Here is an 18,866-nt window from a genome sequence, read left to right on the forward strand (position 1 = left end):
CCCAGTCGGCGTGCACTGTTCAACTTCTGTCGTAGGCTCTAATGATCCGTGCTCACGTCGGCGGCTCCGTCATGGCATTCAAAATAAAAGACGTATGCCAGGCTGAAGGGACGCGCATCACCGAGCATAGCCTTGCGTTCGCCGGCGTCCGGAGCCGCGTGGTGTATTTCCAGTGGCCGGAAGGTCCACTGCAATGAGGCGGCGCGGACCGCATCGATGAACATCCGGAGGCGTTGGCCTGCATCTCCTTCATCGGCCACCCTCACTTCGCTCACGCGCCCCGCCTCATCGATGATCAGCGTCGCGTGGACTTCCACCACGGGTGCACATGCAGCAAGAAGGCTTTCCGGGTATATCGGCGAGACACGCTGGATGACATTGCCTCCGCTGGCTTGGTCGCCTTTTGACAATTCGTATCGATGCAGGCCGGCACTGTCATCCAGCTTCCAGGTGGAATCCCCTTGCGGAGGCGGCGGCGGAATCGAACCGGTTTGCGCACAGCCGGCAACAAACAGCGTCTGAAGGGCTATCGAAAGGGCTGGGCTGCTGCTGAGCCAGCGGCGAAATGTCGAGGACACCATCAGCGCTTGCATCCGGCAGCGCCAGGCGTCTTCCGGAGCGGTAGGCCAGCCATCCTCATGACACGGCCGCCGCGGCGTCGATCCGATAGCGCCGGTTATAGAACGCGTCATGCTCCAGACACTCCTTGGACTGGAAGTAGTCGTTCAAAGTGACCTCAATAGACGACGTGATGCCCGCGCATTCACACAGATAGCGCACGAACAGTTCGAGCAACCGCATATCCGGGGCGCGCTCCTCGATCCACAGGAACTGCCCCTGCTCATTGACCTCGAAGAACACGTAATCCCCTGTCGGGGTCACAGCCATGTCCAGGCATCCGAACGAAAGGTCCATGCGACGCATGAATTCGAGTATCTTCGCAGACACGGCTTCGGGAAGATCCTCGTATCGGGTTATGTCGACGCGCTGCATGTAATCGTTACGCCAATCTACCCGCGCAACATCTACGGATTGCGAGTCGATCTTTGCGCAGTGGATCTTCGAGCCCATCACGACGACGCGTAGCTCATACGCCTTCTCGACATACGACTGATAAATGCCGGGGCAAAGGGAGATCGCTTCCGGCCTCAGGAGGATCGACCGATCCACCAGAGCGGCATGCTGTACCGCCGACGAATTGTCCCCAACCGACCAGATGTTCTGGTTGTACGGCTTGAAGATGGCTCGCTGATGGCGATCGAGAAATATGGCCACCTCTTTGGGGTTGTTTGAAATCAGCGTGTCCGGGGTGATCAACCCTACGTCGTTGGCAATCTTGATCTGGTTGGTCTTCAGGCTTCCCGAAAACCGTGAAGCCAGTGAATTGATCGAGGCTTTTGCACGTAGCGCGACAAGACCGTGGATCGAATCCGAGAAAGCGGCGAGCTCTCTTTTCACGGCCTCGAGATCATCCGCATGGACACGACTGAAGTCGAAATATTCTCGGTTGTGCCGACGCATCCAGGCACACGCGACCTTCTCCAGCTCGACCTCGATCAGCTCACCCTTTCTCTCGCATCGCCATGAAATGACGCCCATGTCATCGCGAACCGTGGCCGATCCACCGGCAACGACGTCGTAGATGTCAAAGATTTCACATGGCACACCTTGCCGCTGAAGCGCCCAGCACACCGCGTTGGCGTGCGCGTCTTCCAGTCGCGTCATGAGTAGAATCATAGGAACCCCTTCCCTGCTCTTGGATTCGACATACCTAGCGCACATCGATGGCCGGCGCGGAAATAACGTTCCGCGTCTCGCGATCATCAAGACCATCGTCAGCAGCACTGCTGCGTCAGCGCCAGGCTTCCTTACGGCCCCTCATGGCCGTTTTTCCCGACGTCATGAATCGATTGAACGGTGGTGATCGCTGGAGGCGATGCATGAAAAGCCGGCAGCACCAGCAAGCTGTCTGCACCCAGCCGTTCTCCACTCTTCCTGGCGACACCCCCTGTTTCCGCGCAGGTCATGTGCTCCATCGACATGACACCGCACGTGCCTTCCTTTCCACAGGCCCAAATGCTGCCGCATCGCGAGCTGATATCGACGATCAGCGGGTTGCTCGATCGCAGAAGCGTGCCAAGCGATGCTTGATCGTCGGGCGCATCAAATGCAGCAGCATGCGCATTGCCGACGTAAACCAGTGCCCTGTCGAATTGTCCCGCGCCCCTTGCCTGGGTCAGCCGTGCATACATCGCGGCATCAATCGCCTGGGATCCTTCCGATCCGCCAATGCATACGACGTCTATATGCTTTCCCGCGCGCCGCATCCCCTGGATGGTAGACAGAAGCTCAAGCATTCCCTGGGATGACCTTCCATCCTGGCGATTCAGAGGACGCGCCCAGAAAGCTGATGCAAGGAGCGCCTTTCTCGCATCGACCTTATTGTCTATGTAGTTATTGACCAGCTCCTGCTCGTCATGCGGCAACTCGAGCGCCACCAGCACGCGCCCAGTACTGCTCTCCAACGTCGATGCGACTATGGCCGGTATCTCGCGACTGCCGTGCATGTCGCCCACAACCAGCAACGGGTGCTTATTCCAGGATTCCTGCAACTCACGGGTGGCGTCGGAGATGTTGAGATTCTGAGCGAAGGCCATAGATGCGCAGCACAGCATGGCAGTACCGACCATGGCGAGAAGAATAGGTTTCGCACTCATCCTGGTGTCCGGCCGCGTATAGGGTTTCAAGACGAGGGCGCCGGATGGCACCCCCGTCCATGATCTAGAAGTTCCTATCAGGCGCGCCAGTCGTCCCAAATGGACGGACCGCTGCCCTGCCAGCAGTAGGTGTTGAAAGGAGGCTTGGTCGGGCCTGCACCGGCAATCAACTGCAACTCTTCCTCGGTCATTTCACGAGCCAGCGAGTGGCCGAGAATGCGTTCCTTGACTTCCACTTTCATAACTAACTCCTCTCTGAGTAACGCAGGTAGGTACTAGATTTACGCGGATCGTGCCGCGCTCACTTCGGCTTCGCCGAATCGATCCCATAGGTCGGTCCCCTGCGGCCTGGCGACTGTCGTCAGGCGCATGAAAGCCGCGCGACCAAGAACTGACGCGCCGTATCTGTTCGCTCTGATGATGCGAGGGCGGCTTTCCGTCCCTGTCGCCAAGGACCTGGCGAGCCTTTGCAGCTCGTCGTCACGGGAGGGCTCGCCATTCACGGCGCTTCGTGCTGCCCTTGCAAACGAAAACAATCGACAGCCATCATTGGCAGCGCTAGTTATCAAAGCCATTTCGTCCTTGATACAGCCAAAAATAGTTAATAAACGAACATAAACAAAAGACGTTTTGACTAGATCACGGACAATGTGAATCTCTCGTGACGATATATGAAAGAAAAAACAACCTTTCCAAGCATGCCTTGCCGTCTTGATCGCGGACTTCCAGCCACATCACTTTCGAAGCGCCGACGCTCGCCCTCAAGTGCGGAGCGGATCAGGCGGGATGGCCATGCCCCACGACAACCAGCGATGACGATCACTCGACCTCCGCATGCGCCACGGCATGGGGTAGTGCTGAAGACGACGCGCGATCACTTCGCATGCCGCCCTGCGAATCAAACCGCCCGATCATTGATCCCGCTCGAGCCTCGGGGCTCATCGACGCAGGCGAGTTGGCTTCATTGGCTCTCTTCCGCGGCGCAACACCAACAGGTAGGACGTCCGTTGCGGTGACGTTCGATCAGGCAGTACCGCGGGCATCTATCAGGACAACGCGATGGAATCTTCCTGCGGAAGCAAACGCTCGAGCAAACCATGCCGGACACGTGTCGTGAGTAACCATCACCAATGTGATATCGACATCAAGAATCATCATCATGAAGCCTGACTTATTGCATGCTGATGAGCACGCCATGCATCCCTGCAGATGCGTGATAGGTCGTTTTGTGCCACCCACTTGAGGATCAATGCCGCGCGAGTGGCGTCAGCGCAGCTCTGTGGGATATCGCCCGTGCGTCGAGCCTCGAATCTAACGTGGATATCCCTGCCACATGCGACTTCAAAGGCTTTAACGACATCCAGCACGCTATAACCGGCTCCATTGCCAAGGTTGAAGGTCGAGCACGATGGCGACACGGGAGATGCAAGGTAGTCAACGGAAACTCGATGCGCGAGCGCGACATCGTCCACATGGATGTAATCGCGCACGGCCGTTCCATCATGCGTCGGATAGTCTGTACCGTAGACGTCAAGACTTGATCGCCAACCTCGCGCCACATCACAAAGTGACGAAAATAGATCGCTTTGGCAAAGTGAATTCGGCGCACCAAGCGTCCCACCGGGATGCGAGCCGGCCACATTGAAGTACCGAAGGACGATTGCCTTGAATGCCGAATTTTCAACGCAGGCCGAGCGAACGACCTCTTCACCGATCAACTTAGTCCTTCCGTAAGGACTCGTTGCACCGACCGGTGCCTCTTCCGTCAAGAGGCAAGCCTTCGATTGATAGATAGCTGCGGATGAGCTGAATATGAGCCTATGGCACCCGGATGCCAGCATGGCACCGACAACGTTCACGGTTCCATGAACATTATTGTGAAAGTAGGAGAATGGTTTTTGTGCGGACTCTTCAACCGACTTCAGTGCGGCCAGATGGATGACTACATCGAAGTCGTGGCGCCTGAACGCGGTGCGGACACGACTGTCGCATATGTCCATGTTTATGCAGATTGGCGCCCGCCCAGAAGCGTGTTGAATTTGATCGATGGCAGACAAGTGGCTACGGGAGAAGTTGTCGAGCACGAAAACATCGTGTCCGCCGTTTAGTAGCTCCACACAGGTATGTCGACCGATGTATCCCGCGCCGCCGGTTATTAAGACGTTCAGATGATTGCCTCGCGCATACTGCGTGAAATGATTTGATCCTTCGAGCGATCGAAGGGAATGCCTGCACGTCGCATCTACGTCTGAACCTGCCGGATTGGCGCGATCCCGAAATACACCATGTACGGCAGAGCTGGCGCTGCCCCGGCACCTCCTTTCAAACCAGCTTCTTCGTCAAGCGAAGATCGTGCTAGCCACTGCTCGTACCACCCTGATTTGAGTTCGCCTTGCAGCAGGATCCCGGACGTACACATTGGTAACCCCAGAGGGAACCAAGCAACGTGCGATGCTCCTGTTCTCGCGGACATAGGGGGCTCTCCATGTCTTTGGCTCGGCGTTGACTGGTGCGTGCGGGGACCGGCTGGGAAAAGTGATTCATCGGCAAGCCCGGACTTGCTGCGGCGCTGCACACAACCCTTTTGGCCGAGCCAAACAATACGACATTATTCAACGTATTTCGAAAGAATAAAGCACGGAAAATGTCTATAAATCGTCAACACTAGAAAGTGGACTGCCCCGGGATTTACGACACCGACCAGCCCCACAATGAGGCCTTCTCAAAGGCCTCGGGGCTGACGCCACCGAGATGGCTGTGACGACGGGTTCGACTGTAGAAGACCTCGATGTAGTCGAAGACATCGGCGCGGGCCAGATCACGGGTTTTGTACACGCGTTTGCGAATGCACCCCTTCTTCAGACTGCTGAAGAACGATTCGGTGACCCAGGCTTGGTCGGACTGATCGACAGTGAACTGCCGCCGCAGGCGATTAGGGCGATGATTGATGGACGCCCGACGATACGGCGAGGCACCCAGCAGCCGCGAATTGCCTTGATCTTCTGAGCATGCATGATCGTCTCCACGCAATGCTTGCCACACACTTCGCCAGCCTCGCGCAAATCGCCAAGCACGCGCCGCGCGCCGTAGACACCACCACCTATCCGCTCTGGGTTGCGACTTCAGGCGGTCCTTGCAACACATTGTTGGAATCGCTCGGCTGGTGTTTCGAAATTCAGTGTTTGTCGCGGACGTCCATTCAATCGCCTGGCTACCGCATCGAGTTTAGCCTGAGAGTACACCGATAGATCGGTACCCTTCGGGAAGTACTGCCGTAATAGCCCATTGGTGTTTTCGTTCGATCCACGCTGCCAAGGGTTGTACGGATCACAAAAGTAGACCTTGATGTCCGTTGCCAGCGTAAAGCGCTGGTGTTGAGCCAGCTCCGATCCTCGATCCCAGGTCAGTGATAGATATAGCTCACGTGGAAGCTTGGCGGCGTGCTTAATCAACGCGTCAACCACGGTCTCGCTGTCCTTGCCCTCCAGCCTGATCAGCACGACATAGCGTGACCACCGCTCGACCAACGTGGCGATCTGGCTATGCCTGCCACCCAACAAGAGATCACCCTCCCAGTGCCCAGGCACGGCTCGATCTTCGACTTCGGCGGGACGCTCACGGATCGAGATGGCACCGGTGATCTGTGCATGATCATCGGTTTTTTGCGAGTGATGGCGCGAGCGGCGCATGGCTCGGGTGCGACGAAGATGCGACAAGAGCTCCTTTTTAAGGGCTCCACGCGCCTGAATGAAGAGGCTTCGATAAATCGTCTCGTGCGACACCTGAAGCGCCTCATTCGCCGGGTAGGTGCGTTTGAGCCAGCCGGCAATTTGCTCCGGTGCCCATTGCTGCTGAAGCTTAGCGGCTACGACGCGCGCCAGGGTTCGATGCCGGGCCAACTTGCGGGGCTTGGGGCGACAGGCGTCATCCCACGCGCGTTGGTCCGCGTCCATGGCCCGATAGCGATCCGCGCCACCATGGCGTCGGATCTCCCGACTGATCGTCGAGGGCGCCCGGCCCAACCCCGCCGCCATACTGCGAATGGATCGGCCGGCCACTAGCGACCGTGAAATCTCTTCGCGCTCGGCAAGCGTCAACACCCGGTCAGACCGGTGACGCGTGGGCGGCCGGATGCCACCCGTTTCGGCCAGGATCGCATCTGGATCTCCTGCAGAGCCATCGCGGTAGCGTCCGGAAAAGCTCACGATCAAAGACCGACTGCTTCTATAGGGCTCACCGTCCGTCAGGTGAATTTCGTAGTCGATAGTCGGACATGCGTCCGCCAAACTTAGCTTTTGCATTAGGTCCTTCTAGCTTCCTCTGATCGCCCATGCTGTCCGCTTCGGGTCGGAAGCGGACATCCCGAGCGCCCCGATCTGGGGCCCAGCGTGACTTGAATTGACACAATACTGGCCTGATGAAGGCGCCGGTGGCGCAGCGGCATCAGGGGCCTGCGTTGGTCCTCATAACTGCACCGGCCCAGTCCTCGCATTGCTTCTCCGTCGTCCTGATATCCGATTCCGACGTCACTGCTGACGTGCACTTGAGCACTATGCCCCTGTCGCGAACACGAAATGCCACGACGGCGTGGATAGCCGGCCTGGAGAAAGCGCCCACACGTTCGTCGACAAGATGGGCCCTCCCAATGGCATTACCATCGTCAAGAAAAACTCCGAGAAACCGGCCATCACTGAGGACCACGGGGGCATCCCCCGTTCGCTGGGACTGCTGCTCGTCTCTTTGGTTCTGCGCCATCACGCCTTTCGCCACATACGAACCTCCGCCGGCGAGCATCTCGGCCTTGAGGCTCGCAAAGTCACCAGCAGTAAAGTCACGACCTTCCTTGATGTAGGTGACGGAACGTGATTTCTTCAGAAACACCGGATCCTCATGTGACTTCAGTGATCGAGCGTCTTCGTTGTCGACGTAGAACTCAACCATGCGTCCGGTCGATGGCAATGTTCGGCTAACGATGTTTTTGAAAACAGATGGCATGTCTTGCTTGGTCGGCTTGAATCCACTGGGGACAGGGACGCCAATCTGCCTGCCATCCATGTCAAATGCCTGGGTGCCATCGCACCCTGAAAGAAGAAGGGCAGCGATAAGCGCGAACACCAAAGTCCCTGCTCTCATCTACCAAAGCTCCTGTTTGTCAGCCCGCGATCAAACTCGGTTGCAGGTGAAATGCGACACCCCGTCTATCCGTCAGGTGGCGCAGCTTTACCAAGAACGATGTACCTGGCGACTTAGTTTGGCATGTCTGCTTTGGGTCGGAAGCAGACATTAAGGCACAGACGACAACCCTGCCTATGCGCGTGGACCTCCCGCGCCCCTAGCGAGCTCTCGCATGCGCTTGCTGACCGGCGAATCAGGCCATGACGACAGTTGGGAATGGGAAAAGGAAATCTTCTTGCCGAAGGCGCAGGGGACCGTCAGACCCACAACGACGTGACTCGCCCTGCCGCTGATTTCCTTAACTGACCCGATTTGATCTCAGGGGGACCTCAGCGCGTCGGTCTCCACGGATCACGATCAGTGAACGACCGTTGTCGAGTACGACATCCATGAATCTCGCCTTCGGTGCCCACATCAAGATGGCGCCGACACTGCCGATGATCATTGGCCAAATGGCAATGGATAGTGCCTCACCGCGTACAAACAACGCTAGCGAAATGAGGGCAAATGCGACGGTGAAAAAGCTTGGCAAGGCCCGCTTGGCCCAAAAAGCGTTTTCCGAAAGAGCAACGCCATCAGATTGATTCATGCCCCCAAGCCCCCCCGATACGTTTTGGCCGAAAACCTAGCAGTCATCGCCTCGCTCCGGATATCCGCGACGTCCGCGATGGGTCGGGAGCGGACCTCAATCCCCCGCGGCAGCGCGCATGTAAGTCTTGTAGTTCGCCACAAGAACGAAGGGTAGCCAATAGATCAAGGCGGTCAACACGACTGCGAACCAAGAGATGAAAGGCAATGTCACTCGGCTGGAAACTAGAGCAGCCACTCCAAAGTGACTCGAGTCCTTCGCGATCAACCCGCCGTTAAACATCGTCGGAAAATTGATGATCGATAGATCTCCAAGAATGGTCGCGACGATAAATGCTGCGGCTGCTACCAGCTTCAAGAATGCGAAGTTGTCGCTAGGCCTCTTCCGACCGCTCCGGTCCATCCCCACCCTGAAGGTCCTTGAGAATGGGAAATAGCCAACGAATAGTAGGCCGAGATATAGAGGTAACAGGCACCATTGGGTCGTCATGACGAAAACGCATCTTCCGGGTGTCGGACAAACATTAGCGGCCCGCGCAACTGCTGGAATGTGAGCCAAACCGAAATCGTTGATGCCCCCAGCTATCGCAAGGTCGCTCACCTTGTCGAAAACAGCCCCAGCAAGGTAACTAAGAATCAGGGCCACTGCGAAGGTTGCCTGCATTGGCACTAGGTTGATTTTTCCCGCTAGCGCCGCCTTTCGACGTGCCTCGTAAGATCCGAACATTCGCCCCCCCTAGTGACGCGCAACGGAGTGACCCAGGATCGGTGATGTCCGCTGTGGGTCGAAAGCGGACTTTTTTTACGCCGCTTTTAGGAGAGAGCCGATCTGTGCGAATGGCTCTTTAGCGAAAGCCCCGTCAACGCCCCTATGACGGCGCAAGAACAACCCAAAAAACAGCCCATGTAACCCCAAAAGTAGCCCAACTCAAGTCCACTGTAAGGTTCGGAGGAGAAGCCTTTCCACGCGAAGTAGACTCCTAAAAACATGCCCAACGCGGCAAAGGTCAAACCGAGGGTGTAGCCGACTATGTATTTCATAATTCCTCCGTGAACTACGACAAGCCAACACTACTTGAAGGGAATGTCCGCTCCGGGTTGCGATTTCAACCGGTCAACGCAACACCCCGACACTGTGTCAGCAGAAGGTGCGTTGCCACGGCATCCAGGCTCAGATTCATCGCTCGCTGGCCAGCAGGCTGGAAGTACCTTAAATCCGGGGGTAATCCGACCTATTGGCAAAGCAGAATCGTTAGAGAGGCTGCCAAGAATGAGTAGAGTATTGATATTCCACGAAAAACGATTTCATCAAAGTGTTGCGTTGACCGGTTGAATCCGCAGTCGCAAGCGGACGGTTCGTCTAGCGTGCCATGAAGCACCCGACAGCATCACCCCGGACATTAAAGGTTACCGGCGGATTGCCCGAGTATGCCAACACGAAGTTCCCTTGGGCGGGATCGAAATAGAGCTCGTAACCCTCTTGGTCATCGGCAACCAGGACGCACGACCGAATCTCGCACTCTGCCGTGCCCATCACCTGCTCATACGAGTCCCGGATTCTTATGTCGCGCCAGGCGGGCTGAACTAGCGAAGCTCGCATCGCGGCCAATTGGGCGCCCACCCACTCTTGGGACAGCGGTTGCCCGATCGCTTCGGGATGAATCTCGTAGACGTAGTTCTCAATCTCGTCTTCGACGGCAGTTCGCAGCGCAATCAGATCCATTCACCCCTCCGTTCTAATGTCTGCTCTGGGTCGGAAGCGGACGCATCATTGCTCGCTCAACGCTCTCAGAAGAGCGGCCTTCAGTGATCCGTGAGCTTCCCTTTGAATATCTGAAATTCGCCAGCCAAGTGCCGCCGGTTGCAATCGATAGGTCAGACGAACACGTCGATCAGCCTCAGGCGTGCACGTCTTTCCCGGTACACACGGCCCACTCATTTCGACCTTCACGACATGCGGGTCGATTGTGGCGTCGACGGTGACGTTATAGAAACCTGACGGATCCATGCTGTCCCAGAGCGGGTCATAGCCGATCCAGTCGACGGCACAGTTTCCTCTCCCCAGAGTTTGGTTACCCGGAAACTAACTGAGAAACGAAGGGCTCAATCTTTGGATCAACGGGCGTAATCCATTCAGGATGCGCGTTACCCTGTTCGTCGGAGTTAACCAGCACGCCGTACAGATCCTTACCGTTGTACAAAACAATGATCTGCTGGCTCGTGCATTCGTGCGGCTTACAGGCCGAAAACATCACGAACCGTTCACCGCCAACGGATATGGACTTAGATGGCGATTGCACTCCATCTCCACAAGCAGAAATCCATTCTGGGCGCTGTTTTGAGGAAAGAATGGCCTCAAATTTCGTTTTGAAGAGCGGATCGCTTTTGCAAAGATCGAACATGTAGGCGCCGCTTGCATTAGTCATCCTTGATAGGGCCGCACTGCTTCTTGAGGTTTGGTCATCTTGAGTGACCTGTCCTGTCTGAACGATCTGTGAGAGCTCTGCCTTTTGGTCCGCATACCACTGCACAAGGCATTCTCGGTCATGGCAGATTTTCTCACGGTAGTTCCACCGTGCCCTGGTGCGGTCCTTGAAGGCTGACTGGTCAGACGCTGCTGCCTTAGCCTGGGCATAAATGGCTGCCAGTTGCACATCCTCGGCAGCCAGCTCTGCGTCACTGCAGATCAGATGCTCGGCGTCGGACTTAGCCTTGGTGCAGTCGAAACTTGCAGGGAAGGTCTGCCCAACTGCCCCCTCTGTCGTTGTCGACGCAGTTCCGGTGGCCACAGGCGGAGCAGGAGTCGCAGGCGGAGCAGGCGCCGTAGGCGGCGCCGGTGCATCGCTGCGCGAGCAATCGAGGATCGGAGAACTAATAACCATCCCCTTGCCGCGGCACATGATTGAGACTTGCTCCCCTTTTCTCAGGGTAGCAAGTTGAGAAATGGCGGCCTTACTAAAGTTGGCGTGGACAGTTTGGTACTCATCAGTACCAAGTAGCTCAACATAAGGATCATCACTGAAATCCTTTGAAATACGCACCACGACACCATGGACGTAGATCCACTTATCCTTGTATTTCGTGTCTGCGAGCACTTCATTGGCCTGATACTCCCCGAAGAGCTGTGGCGCAGATATATCGATGATCTCAGGAGCTGGGGGAGCCAAACCATTTGGAGGCTCGGCACCACGAGCACCATCTTCGTGAGAACCAGCCCTCTGGCTGGCTGGGACGGAAGAGCTAGTGGTGTCCGAACGTGACGAAGGGGACGACCCGTCCCGAGAATAGAAAAGCACCGCCAAGACGGCCAATACCAAAGTGATCAGCACCGGTGCCATTGCCAAGCGTTTCTTGGGTGGCTCCACAAATTTGGTCGGGCTTGGTGTCCCCGCAGGCTTGAGCGGTAACGCCCCGTTTGGCCTTCCACACTTCGGGCAAGCCGGTGCTGCATCGCTGATCTGCGAATGACAGTCAGGACATTCAATAAGTGCCATGAGACCTCTCCCCTTCCCCTGGTGCAACAACCTGACGAATATCCCTCGGCTGCCGATTATTGCCGCAGAGCAGGCAGCATTCGGTTGAAGAATAAGCAAAGGTCTAGCACTTTCATAGCGTGGAGCAATGTGGTGCCGTAAGGTCCGTATATGGACTCCTCCCCTTTGCCAAGCATCCCCTAGCTCTGGCGTCCGTGTCGACTGCCTACGTATATCCGGCCTCTAAACGCTGCACCGTCAGGCGGTGCCGGGCCACGATGAGCTAGTCGCGCGTCGGCGCCCAATCGCTATGGCGTGCTCTGAGCACACGGACCTTTCAGGGTTTTGCCGACGCCGGTCCGACCGGTACGTCATCACTCGGGGGCTTCGCAATCGTTGAAGAGATGCTTTCGGACGTTCCTCTCAGGCGGCCGCCAGCGCCGGTTGGTAGTTGGTGCCATGGCGTAGCATGGCCCAGGCCATGCGCGCCGTTTTGTTGGCCATCGCCACACAGGCCACATTCGGATGGGCGCGGGCGGAGAGGCGGGTGACCCAGCGGCTCAACGAGTCGTCGTGGCACGGCGCCGTCCGCAGCATCGCGCGGGCGCCATGCACCAGTAACGATCTGACGTAGGTATCACCGCGCTTACTGATGCCCAACAGACGATCCTTACCGCCGGAGCTGTGCTGCCGTGGCGTCAGCCCCAATGACGCGGCCATCTGCCTGCCGTTGGCAAACTGTTTGGCATCGCCCACGCACGCGATCAGTGCGGTGGCGACCACGGGGCCAACACCACGCAACTGTTGCAGCCGACGCGCATCGAGGTTGGCCTTGGCCGCTTCGTTGATTTGGCCGTCCAGTTCTACGATGCGAACGTCCAGCATGCGGAGGTCTCGCCATAGCCCTTCGAGCAGTTGCCGGAAGCGCATGCTAAGGCCGTTGTCAGCGTCCTCGAGCCACGCAGGGATCGCATGCCGCAGCGACGACATGTCCTTGGATGCCACCAACCCGTATTCCGCGACCAGGCCGCGGATCTGATTGCCCTTCGCGGTGCGTTGCTCCACCAAGCTCGATCGCACCCGGTGCATCGCCTGCAGATCCTGTTGGTCGATGCTCTTCACGCTCACAAAGCGCATGCTCGGCCGACTCATCGCCTCGCAGATCGCTTCGGCGTCATTGGCATCGTTCTTGTTGCTCTTTACATACGGCTTCACGAACTGCGGCGCTATCAGCTTCACGCGAAAACCACGCGCCTGCAGTTCGCGCGCCCAGTGGTGCGCACCACCGCAGGCTTCCATGCCGACCACACATCCCGGCTCGGCCACCTCCGAGACGGCCTTCAACCAACGATCTCGCGACAAGCGGCGACGCCATACCGGTTGCTCGTGTCGATCGACCCCGTGGACCTGGAAGACCTGCTTGGCCACGTCGACTCCAATGCGCGTAAGCTTCATGGGTGGACTCCTCTTCGCCAACGACTGGTTCAATCGCTTCCAGTCTGGCACTTGATGCCGAAGACGGAGAGGAGGCCATCTCATTGCTTCGGGTCGGAAGCGGACGTCCGCCCAGACAGCCCATCTCATCCAAGGATGGCCCCTTCTATGAGAGCACGATCCCAGCCTTCGCTGTTCATGCATTGCATGATCTTTCCCTCTGCCTCGTCCGATGGACTGAACCAGTGGGAAGTCTGCTCAAGCTTGTCCAAGCACTTTTTCAAGCTAGCGGACGCTTGATCGTTTTCACAATTCTCCGTATGCCCAAAAATGGGCGAGCCCTTCTTCACCCAGCAGAATTTCGCATGTGGAGGGTCGAGCATATGCGCGCCCGCCACTGCATACGGATTCAACGACGCGCACCCCGCGTTGACACTAACTAGCGCTGTCATGCCTGCCGCACAGACCGTTTTCAGGAAGCCGCTTGAAAAGGTCACGTCGCCCTGCTCCTTTGGGTAGTGCCTGGCAATATGGGGGTGTCCGCTTCGGGTCGGAAGCGGACAGTTTCACTATTTGCCGGCTTCCGATTTTTCTGTACCGTTCTCTTTGGATTCACAGAATTTCAAACCATCCATCAGAAACGGCGCCGAGCTAAAAAGTTTCGGATCAGGATGAGATGCCACATAAGAAGCCGCGCCAGATAGCGCGCTCTTTTCCTTCCCGGTGCACTGAACATACGTTTTTGCTACCGACAAGGCACCCAATTGAACGAGAGCCGATCGCAGTTGAATAGCCAGCTGATGCTGCGCGAGGTCTGGATCATTATTTTCCAGCGCAACCATGGAAGATCTGACTTCGGATAGCGCTTCGTGAGCGTTATTACCTTCCGCTATCGCTCCGATGGTTCTCGCACCAACTCCGATCCCTGCGTAAAAGCCGGCGGCGGCACTTCCTGCGAGTGCCAACATCGCAGCCACGGACCATAGTGCAATCTTTGCGCCCTTTCGCATGATGCTCCTTATGTATCTTCACTCGGGGATACCCTGAGTTTAGAACTCGTCCTGTTGGTCATGTCCGCTACGGGTCGAAAGCAGGCACTTGATCCAAACTAGATCGGGTCGAATTCGGTGCGATTCGCCGCGACAAACGAACACAAACATTCCCAAACCGAAGCATCACGGCAGATCGCATCACTTAAGAATTTGAGCTGTTGCAAACCTTTGCCTGTCTCGTCCATCAGAAACAACTCTCGCTTCGCCTCGTGCATATGAGGGTCGCTGATGCCAAAGAGGCGAGAGGAGCGGTCTATGCAATTGGCTGCAGAGCTTGCACCAATCCTTGCGTAGGCCTCGACGAACTCATCGTAAGCGGGTTGTCCATCAAAGTCCTTGAGGTAGAAATACTCAAGGCCACCATTGTCAATGATGCCCTGGGCACTGTAGACCATTACAAAGGTCCGCAATGCTACCGAGAGAGAGCTTAGATCCCCGCCGGCATCTTTGAGCCGGGCAAAGGCCGCATCACTGGCAAAATTCAATACATCCGTATCCATGGATATTCCTTCGTGACACACGTCCGCTTCGGGTCGGAAGCTGACTCTCAAGCTATTGGTCAACTCGCCTTGACCACGATTAGGTCTACATCATCACCTAACCCCGAAAGCCTGTCGGCTAGGTGCACATGGTCAAAGCTGTGGCTTTCCATCTCATCCGCCAATTCAGCGAGCACCCTGGCAATCGCCCTGAGCTCGGTCGGGTTCGTCAGGATGCTGGCTTCCACGAGCCGCATGGGCCGCTCCTGCTCTTTGTTCCCTTCCTCGTATCCAAACAGCTTCATGCCGCCCTCGATTCGCAATTTTCCGAACTGTCCACTCTGGGTGGCGGCCTCAACCGGTCGATGCAACAGCTTGTTGAAATCGTTCGGCCGGTGTTTCGAAGCCTAACGTTTCTCGCGGTCGTTCGTTCAACTCTCTCGCAACTGCATTGAGCTTGGCCTGCGTGATACCCGACGGATCCATGCCCTTGGGAAAATACTGCCTGAGCAGTCCGTTGGTGTTCTCGTTGGAGCCACGTTGCCACGGATGGTACGGGTCACAAAAGTAGACCTGGATATCGGTGGCCAAGGTAAAACGACGATGGTCCGCCATCTCCGAGCCGCGGTCCCACGTCAGCGATTTGTACAGCTCCCGAGGCAGCTTGTGTGCGTGCTTGATCAACGCATTGATCACTGTCTCGGTGTCACGCCGATCCACCTTGACCAGCATGACGTAACGCGTGTGCCGTTCGACCAGCGTGGCGATCTGACTGGTCTTGTTGCCAAAGAGCAAGTCACCTTCCCAGTGACCGGGCACGGCGCGATCCTCGACACACGCCGGTCGCTCACTGATGGAGACGGTGCCAGTGATCCTGCCGTGGTCGTCGGTCTTTTGCGTGTGATGGCGCGAACGGCGCATTGCGCGCGATCGCCGAAGATGCGCGAGAAGCTCCTTTTTCAGGGCTCCGCGGGATTGGATGTAAAGCGTGCGATAGATCGTCTCGTGTGACACCTGACAGCTCGACTCGTCGGGATAAGAGAGCTTCAACCATCCAGCAATCTGCTGCGGCGCCCAATGGTGCTGGAGCTTGGCCGCCACGCATCGCGCCAAGAGCCGATGCGTGGACAGCTTACAGCGCTTAGGGCGTCGCGCTCTGGCCCAGGCCGCCTCGTCCGCCTGGCTGGCACGGTACGCCGCCGCGCCGCCGTTGCGGGCAATCTCACGACTAATGGTCGAGGGCGCGCGCCGCAGTGACATGGCAATGGTGCGGACGGAATGAGCGGTGACCAGCCCGCGTGAAATGACCTCACGCTCGGCTAAGGTCAAAGCCCGTGCCGACCGATGACGCAACGGTGGACGGATGCCGCCGGACGCGGCGAGAATCTCGCGAACCGACGAGTGGTGCCGATCAAACAGCCGTGCGATCTGATGCAGCGACTCACCGCGCTGCCAACGATCCCACATCTGCGACTTCTGGTTTTCCGTGTAATAGATTCGAGTGCGGTGCTTCATGGGCAACACTCCTGCTGCTTGCACAGTCGTCAGTGTGTTGCATCGACCGGTTGAGGCCGCCGTCGGAAGCGGACGTTTCATCGTTTCTGTGGCGCGCATCCCCATCCGTCATAGCCCACGCCAAATAGTTGGGCTACGCACCCCATGAACCCAGACACGGACAGAATCAGATTCTGTTGAACGGACATATACAGGGCAGCGTTAACACTGTGTTCTCCGTTGCTCAACTGCACGACGGCGACAGCAAAGTTATGATCGTTCAAGAAGCCGGCGACGATCTCTGCCTTTTCCTTCGTATCGGCGCGGAATTTGAAGTCGACGTCGCGAGGGATGCTGAAGTCATCCCCATGACGATCCAACGTCCTCAGTACGTCCGTGTCGGCAGCAGCACCATCCATCAAGATTTTGACCACAGACATCCTATCGCTCCCTTTTCCATTGTCGAATCGACATTTTTGCCCGTTGTTCACTCAAATACGTAAGGTGTGCTTTGGGTCGGAAGCGGACACTCGTCTCTGATGACTACTGTGAGAAATTCAGCGCAAGTCGTACGAAAAATGGCACGGCAAGCGCTATGCAGAAAGCAACCCACAACCGTGTTCGGCTTGGAACAATCGCCAGGATCAAAAACATCGCCCCGCAGTCGTAAGCGGAAGACATGATTGACTGGTGGTGCCTACTCCAAAACCAAGCAACCAACAAGTAAGCAACTGCGAGGCACGCGATGCCCAGGCGTTGTCGCCAACGTAGGTTCCATTCCCGCGCCATCCCCATGCCGCCCCTCGCCCAAACCCAATCAAATATCGCAATGTCCGCTTCACGCCCTGAGCCGTTCCGTCAACTATGTGACGAAGCCAGTCCAGCGAGCAAGGGCGAGCCGCGGCGCTGCAGGGCCTTAAGGTAGCGCGACTCGTCGTAGGGTGTGTGGGACTGCCAGCAGCGATGCAGGATGCGGATCCACTTGAAGGCCAAGGCGCGGACGGCCACCTGGTGCGGGCTACCCTTGGCGCGCTGCTGGCGATAGAAGGCGCCGGCCCAGAAGGACTTGTTGATGGTCTGTGCCGCCCATTCCACGAAGGTCTGGCGGATGAAGGTGGGGCACTGCCAGCGCCAGTGCACCCAACTTTTCTTGCCGCTGCGCTGCGTGACCGGCGCGACGCCCGAGTAGCGCTGCAGTCGCTCGGCGCGAGCGAAGCGTTCGCGTTGTTCGCCGAAGGCGGCCAGCAAGCGCGGCGTGAGGATCGGGCCACTGCCGGGCAAGGCATCGAAGAGCGCGTAATCGAGAAGCGTGGGGGCCAAGGCCGCGATCGCCTGATCGAAGCGATCGATGGCGCGCAGCGCGACCTGCAGCTGCTCGATCAGGGCGATAGCCAGCAACTGATGCGTGGTGATCACCGCCGGATCGTCGGTCAACGGCGTCGCCGTATGGATGGCTCGCACACGCCCGGCCATGACCTTGGCGGATCGCACGTTGTGCGCACGGAAGAACGCTTCGAGCGTGGACTTACGTGCACGCTGCGCCTGCTTCAGCGTGGGCCAGCGCAGCACGAAGTCACTGAAGACAATCGTGTCATGCTGATCAAACCAATCTAAAACCTGAGGATAATACTGCTTGAGCGTGTGGCCCAGCCGATTGACCAGACGCTTCTTGTCATCCACCAGCAACCGTCGCTGCTCGACCAGGAACCCCAAGGTGCGCATCGCCACGCTCTGCGGTTGGAGTGGCGTAAAGCGGTGCGGATAGCGCTGCATCAACTCCAGCGCCAGTTGTGCATCCGTCGGATCATCTTTGGCCCGACTGGGCTTGAACGCTTCGCGATACTTCGCCAGCAAGCTGGGATTGATCGGAAATAGCACGATGAAATCGTACTTCTGCAAGGCGTACACCACCGGCCCCTTGGTCAGCTCCAAGGCGATGGCGATGCGCCCGCCAAAGCGCTGATGCAGCGCGCGCGCCCACACCTCGATCGCCTCGGGCTGATGCGCGACCGTGCCGAACTAGCGCACGTCACTGCCCGCGGGTTGCAAACAGACATCATGTTTGGCATCCGCCCAGTCCAGTCCAATGAAGGCCGTAAAACCGGCATCGCTTGGCATACCCATGGTCCACCTCGCCGCGTGCGTCAGCTGTCGAGACGTGCATGCCCGAGCTCGGCGAAGTCGATACAGAGAGCCGACCAGGCGGCGTTCCCTGAGGATTCGTTGAAGAGCTCAAGCGCACCGGCCAGCTCGAATCCGAAGCGGCGAACATCGCATGTTTGGGTCGAAATGTTCGTAGCTTGCCGGTGCAAGTCCCGCCCTCGCGGCCAGCTACCTGGCCGCCGTGACATGGTCACTGAGAACGGGGCGGAATACCTATACCGGGTCGAAAGCGGACATCCCGAGCTTGCCGAGTCGCCATGAGCACGGCAAGGCCCAGCCGCTCGGCGGCAA

18 protein-coding genes and 2 pseudogenes are annotated in these 18,866 nt (G+C 57.6%); 1 reads left to right on the top strand and 19 read right to left on the bottom strand.

What is annotated here, in order from left to right; genetic code table 11:
• Window positions 1–38: 38 nt before the first annotated feature.
• From DYST_RS10800 to DYST_RS10835, 8 genes and pseudogenes are all read right to left on the bottom strand, one after another.
• Complete coding sequence (locus DYST_RS10800) at window positions 39–593, bottom strand: hypothetical protein (protein WP_239951810.1); 555 nt, start codon at window positions 591–593, stop codon at window positions 39–41.
• Between the two features lie 43 nt (window positions 594–636).
• Window positions 637–1,725 (bottom strand): ATP-grasp domain-containing protein, encoded by a 1,089-nt coding sequence (locus DYST_RS10805; RefSeq protein ID WP_239951812.1) that lies wholly within the window; start codon window positions 1,723–1,725, stop codon window positions 637–639.
• Between the two features lie 143 nt (window positions 1,726–1,868).
• Window positions 1,869–2,717 carry a hypothetical protein gene (locus DYST_RS10810; protein ID WP_239951814.1) on the bottom strand — a complete coding sequence of 283 codons (849 nt, stop codon included), beginning with the start codon at window positions 2,715–2,717 and terminating at the stop codon, window positions 1,869–1,871.
• Between the two features lie 77 nt (window positions 2,718–2,794).
• Window positions 2,795–2,959 carry a hypothetical protein gene (locus tag DYST_RS10815; protein WP_239951816.1) on the bottom strand — a complete coding sequence of 55 codons (165 nt, stop codon included), beginning with the start codon at window positions 2,957–2,959 and terminating at the stop codon, window positions 2,795–2,797.
• 915 nt (window positions 2,960–3,874) lie between these two features.
• Complete coding sequence (galE, locus tag DYST_RS10820) at window positions 3,875–4,885, bottom strand: UDP-glucose 4-epimerase GalE (protein WP_343214874.1); 1,011 nt, start codon at window positions 4,883–4,885, stop codon at window positions 3,875–3,877.
• A gap of 520 nt (window positions 4,886–5,405) precedes the next feature.
• Window positions 5,406–5,836, bottom strand: a pseudogene (locus DYST_RS10825) (IS3 family transposase); the annotation flags it as partial.
• A 3-nt stretch (window positions 5,837–5,839) separates the two neighbouring features.
• On the bottom strand, window positions 5,840–7,018 hold the full coding sequence (locus DYST_RS10830; RefSeq protein ID WP_428993974.1) for an IS30 family transposase: 1,179 nt from the start codon (window positions 7,016–7,018) through the stop codon (window positions 5,840–5,842).
• 142 nt (window positions 7,019–7,160) lie between these two features.
• Entirely contained in the window at window positions 7,161–7,850 is a 690-nt protein-coding gene (locus DYST_RS10835) for a hypothetical protein (protein WP_239951820.1), read from the bottom strand.
• A gap of 431 nt (window positions 7,851–8,281) precedes the next feature.
• Here DYST_RS10835 and DYST_RS10840 point away from each other — a divergent pair, with 431 nt between their 5' ends.
• Complete coding sequence (locus DYST_RS10840) at window positions 8,282–8,476, top strand: hypothetical protein (RefSeq protein ID WP_239951822.1); 195 nt, start codon at window positions 8,282–8,284, stop codon at window positions 8,474–8,476.
• Window positions 8,477–8,577: 101 nt separating this feature from the next.
• On the opposite strand, the gene DYST_RS10845 is transcribed toward DYST_RS10840, so the two are convergent.
• The 11 genes and pseudogenes from DYST_RS10845 to DYST_RS10895 all read right to left on the bottom strand — a co-directional run bounded on the left by DYST_RS10845 (window position 8,578) and on the right by DYST_RS10895 (window position 18,530).
• Window positions 8,578–9,207 carry a hypothetical protein gene (locus DYST_RS10845; RefSeq protein WP_239951824.1) on the bottom strand — a complete coding sequence of 210 codons (630 nt, stop codon included), beginning with the start codon at window positions 9,205–9,207 and terminating at the stop codon, window positions 8,578–8,580.
• Window positions 9,208–9,840: 633 nt separating this feature from the next.
• Entirely contained in the window at window positions 9,841–10,203 is a 363-nt protein-coding gene (locus DYST_RS10850; protein ID WP_239951826.1) for a hypothetical protein, read from the bottom strand.
• 349 nt (window positions 10,204–10,552) lie between these two features.
• Window positions 10,553–11,974, bottom strand: a complete 1,422-nt coding sequence (locus DYST_RS10855; protein ID WP_239951828.1) for an Ivy family c-type lysozyme inhibitor — start codon at window positions 11,972–11,974, stop codon at window positions 10,553–10,555.
• Between the two features lie 402 nt (window positions 11,975–12,376).
• Window positions 12,377–13,408, bottom strand: a complete 1,032-nt coding sequence (locus DYST_RS10860; protein ID WP_239947282.1) for an IS110 family transposase — start codon at window positions 13,406–13,408, stop codon at window positions 12,377–12,379.
• Window positions 13,409–13,533: 125 nt separating this feature from the next.
• Entirely contained in the window at window positions 13,534–13,884 is a 351-nt protein-coding gene (locus DYST_RS10865; RefSeq protein WP_239947289.1) for a hypothetical protein, read from the bottom strand.
• A 72-nt stretch (window positions 13,885–13,956) separates the two neighbouring features.
• Complete coding sequence (locus DYST_RS10870; RefSeq protein WP_239951830.1) at window positions 13,957–14,397, bottom strand: hypothetical protein; 441 nt, start codon at window positions 14,395–14,397, stop codon at window positions 13,957–13,959.
• A gap of 98 nt (window positions 14,398–14,495) precedes the next feature.
• A complete protein-coding gene (locus tag DYST_RS10875; RefSeq protein WP_239951831.1) occupies window positions 14,496–14,939 on the bottom strand; it encodes a DMP19 family protein in 444 nt (147 codons plus the stop codon).
• Window positions 14,940–14,998: 59 nt separating this feature from the next.
• On the bottom strand, window positions 14,999–15,223 hold the full coding sequence (locus DYST_RS10880; protein WP_239951832.1) for an Imm32 family immunity protein: 225 nt from the start codon (window positions 15,221–15,223) through the stop codon (window positions 14,999–15,001).
• Window positions 15,224–15,272: 49 nt separating this feature from the next.
• On the bottom strand, window positions 15,273–16,433 hold the full coding sequence (locus tag DYST_RS10885) for an IS30 family transposase (RefSeq protein ID WP_239952101.1): 1,161 nt from the start codon (window positions 16,431–16,433) through the stop codon (window positions 15,273–15,275).
• 77 nt (window positions 16,434–16,510) lie between these two features.
• Window positions 16,511–16,852, bottom strand: coding sequence for a ribonuclease E inhibitor RraB (locus tag DYST_RS10890; RefSeq protein ID WP_239951833.1), 342 nt, complete (start codon window positions 16,850–16,852; stop codon window positions 16,511–16,513).
• Between the two features lie 418 nt (window positions 16,853–17,270).
• Window positions 17,271–18,530, bottom strand: a pseudogene (locus DYST_RS10895) (IS110 family transposase).
• Window positions 18,531–18,866: the final 336 nt, after the last annotated feature.

Source organism: Dyella terrae (genome assembly GCF_022394535.1).
Lineage (GTDB): Bacteria > Pseudomonadota > Gammaproteobacteria > Xanthomonadales > Rhodanobacteraceae > Dyella.

Bases quoted from the DNA above. Each gene is read 5' to 3' on its own strand.
- DYST_RS10800 (WP_239951810.1), bottom strand. From the start codon at position 593: ATGCAAGCGCTGATGGTGTCCTCGACATTTCGCCGCTGGCTCAGCAGC.
- DYST_RS10805 (WP_239951812.1), bottom strand. From the start codon at position 1,725: ATGACGCGACTGGAAGACGCGCACGCCAACGCGGTGTGCTGGGCGCTT.
- DYST_RS10810 (WP_239951814.1), bottom strand. From the start codon at position 2,717: ATGAGTGCGAAACCTATTCTTCTCGCCATGGTCGGTACTGCCATGCTG.
- DYST_RS10815 (WP_239951816.1), bottom strand. From the start codon at position 2,959: ATGAAAGTGGAAGTCAAGGAACGCATTCTCGGCCACTCGCTGGCTCGT.
- DYST_RS10830 (WP_428993974.1), bottom strand. From the start codon at position 7,018: ATGCAAAAGCTAAGTTTGGCGGACGCATGTCCGACTATCGACTACGAA.
- DYST_RS10835 (WP_239951820.1), bottom strand. From the start codon at position 7,850: ATGAGAGCAGGGACTTTGGTGTTCGCGCTTATCGCTGCCCTTCTTCTT.
- DYST_RS10840 (WP_239951822.1), top strand. From the start codon at position 8,282: ATGAATCTCGCCTTCGGTGCCCACATCAAGATGGCGCCGACACTGCCG.
- DYST_RS10845 (WP_239951824.1), bottom strand. From the start codon at position 9,207: ATGTTCGGATCTTACGAGGCACGTCGAAAGGCGGCGCTAGCGGGAAAA.
- DYST_RS10850 (WP_239951826.1), bottom strand. From the start codon at position 10,203: ATGGATCTGATTGCGCTGCGAACTGCCGTCGAAGACGAGATTGAGAAC.
- DYST_RS10855 (WP_239951828.1), bottom strand. From the start codon at position 11,974: ATGGCACTTATTGAATGTCCTGACTGTCATTCGCAGATCAGCGATGCA.
- DYST_RS10860 (WP_239947282.1), bottom strand. From the start codon at position 13,408: ATGAAGCTTACGCGCATTGGAGTCGACGTGGCCAAGCAGGTCTTCCAG.
- DYST_RS10870 (WP_239951830.1), bottom strand. From the start codon at position 14,397: ATGCGAAAGGGCGCAAAGATTGCACTATGGTCCGTGGCTGCGATGTTG.
- DYST_RS10875 (WP_239951831.1), bottom strand. From the start codon at position 14,939: ATGGATACGGATGTATTGAATTTTGCCAGTGATGCGGCCTTTGCCCGG.
- DYST_RS10880 (WP_239951832.1), bottom strand. From the start codon at position 15,223: ATGAAGCTGTTTGGATACGAGGAAGGGAACAAAGAGCAGGAGCGGCCC.
- DYST_RS10885 (WP_239952101.1), bottom strand. From the start codon at position 16,433: ATGAAGCACCGCACTCGAATCTATTACACGGAAAACCAGAAGTCGCAG.
- DYST_RS10890 (WP_239951833.1), bottom strand. From the start codon at position 16,852: ATGTCTGTGGTCAAAATCTTGATGGATGGTGCTGCTGCCGACACGGAC.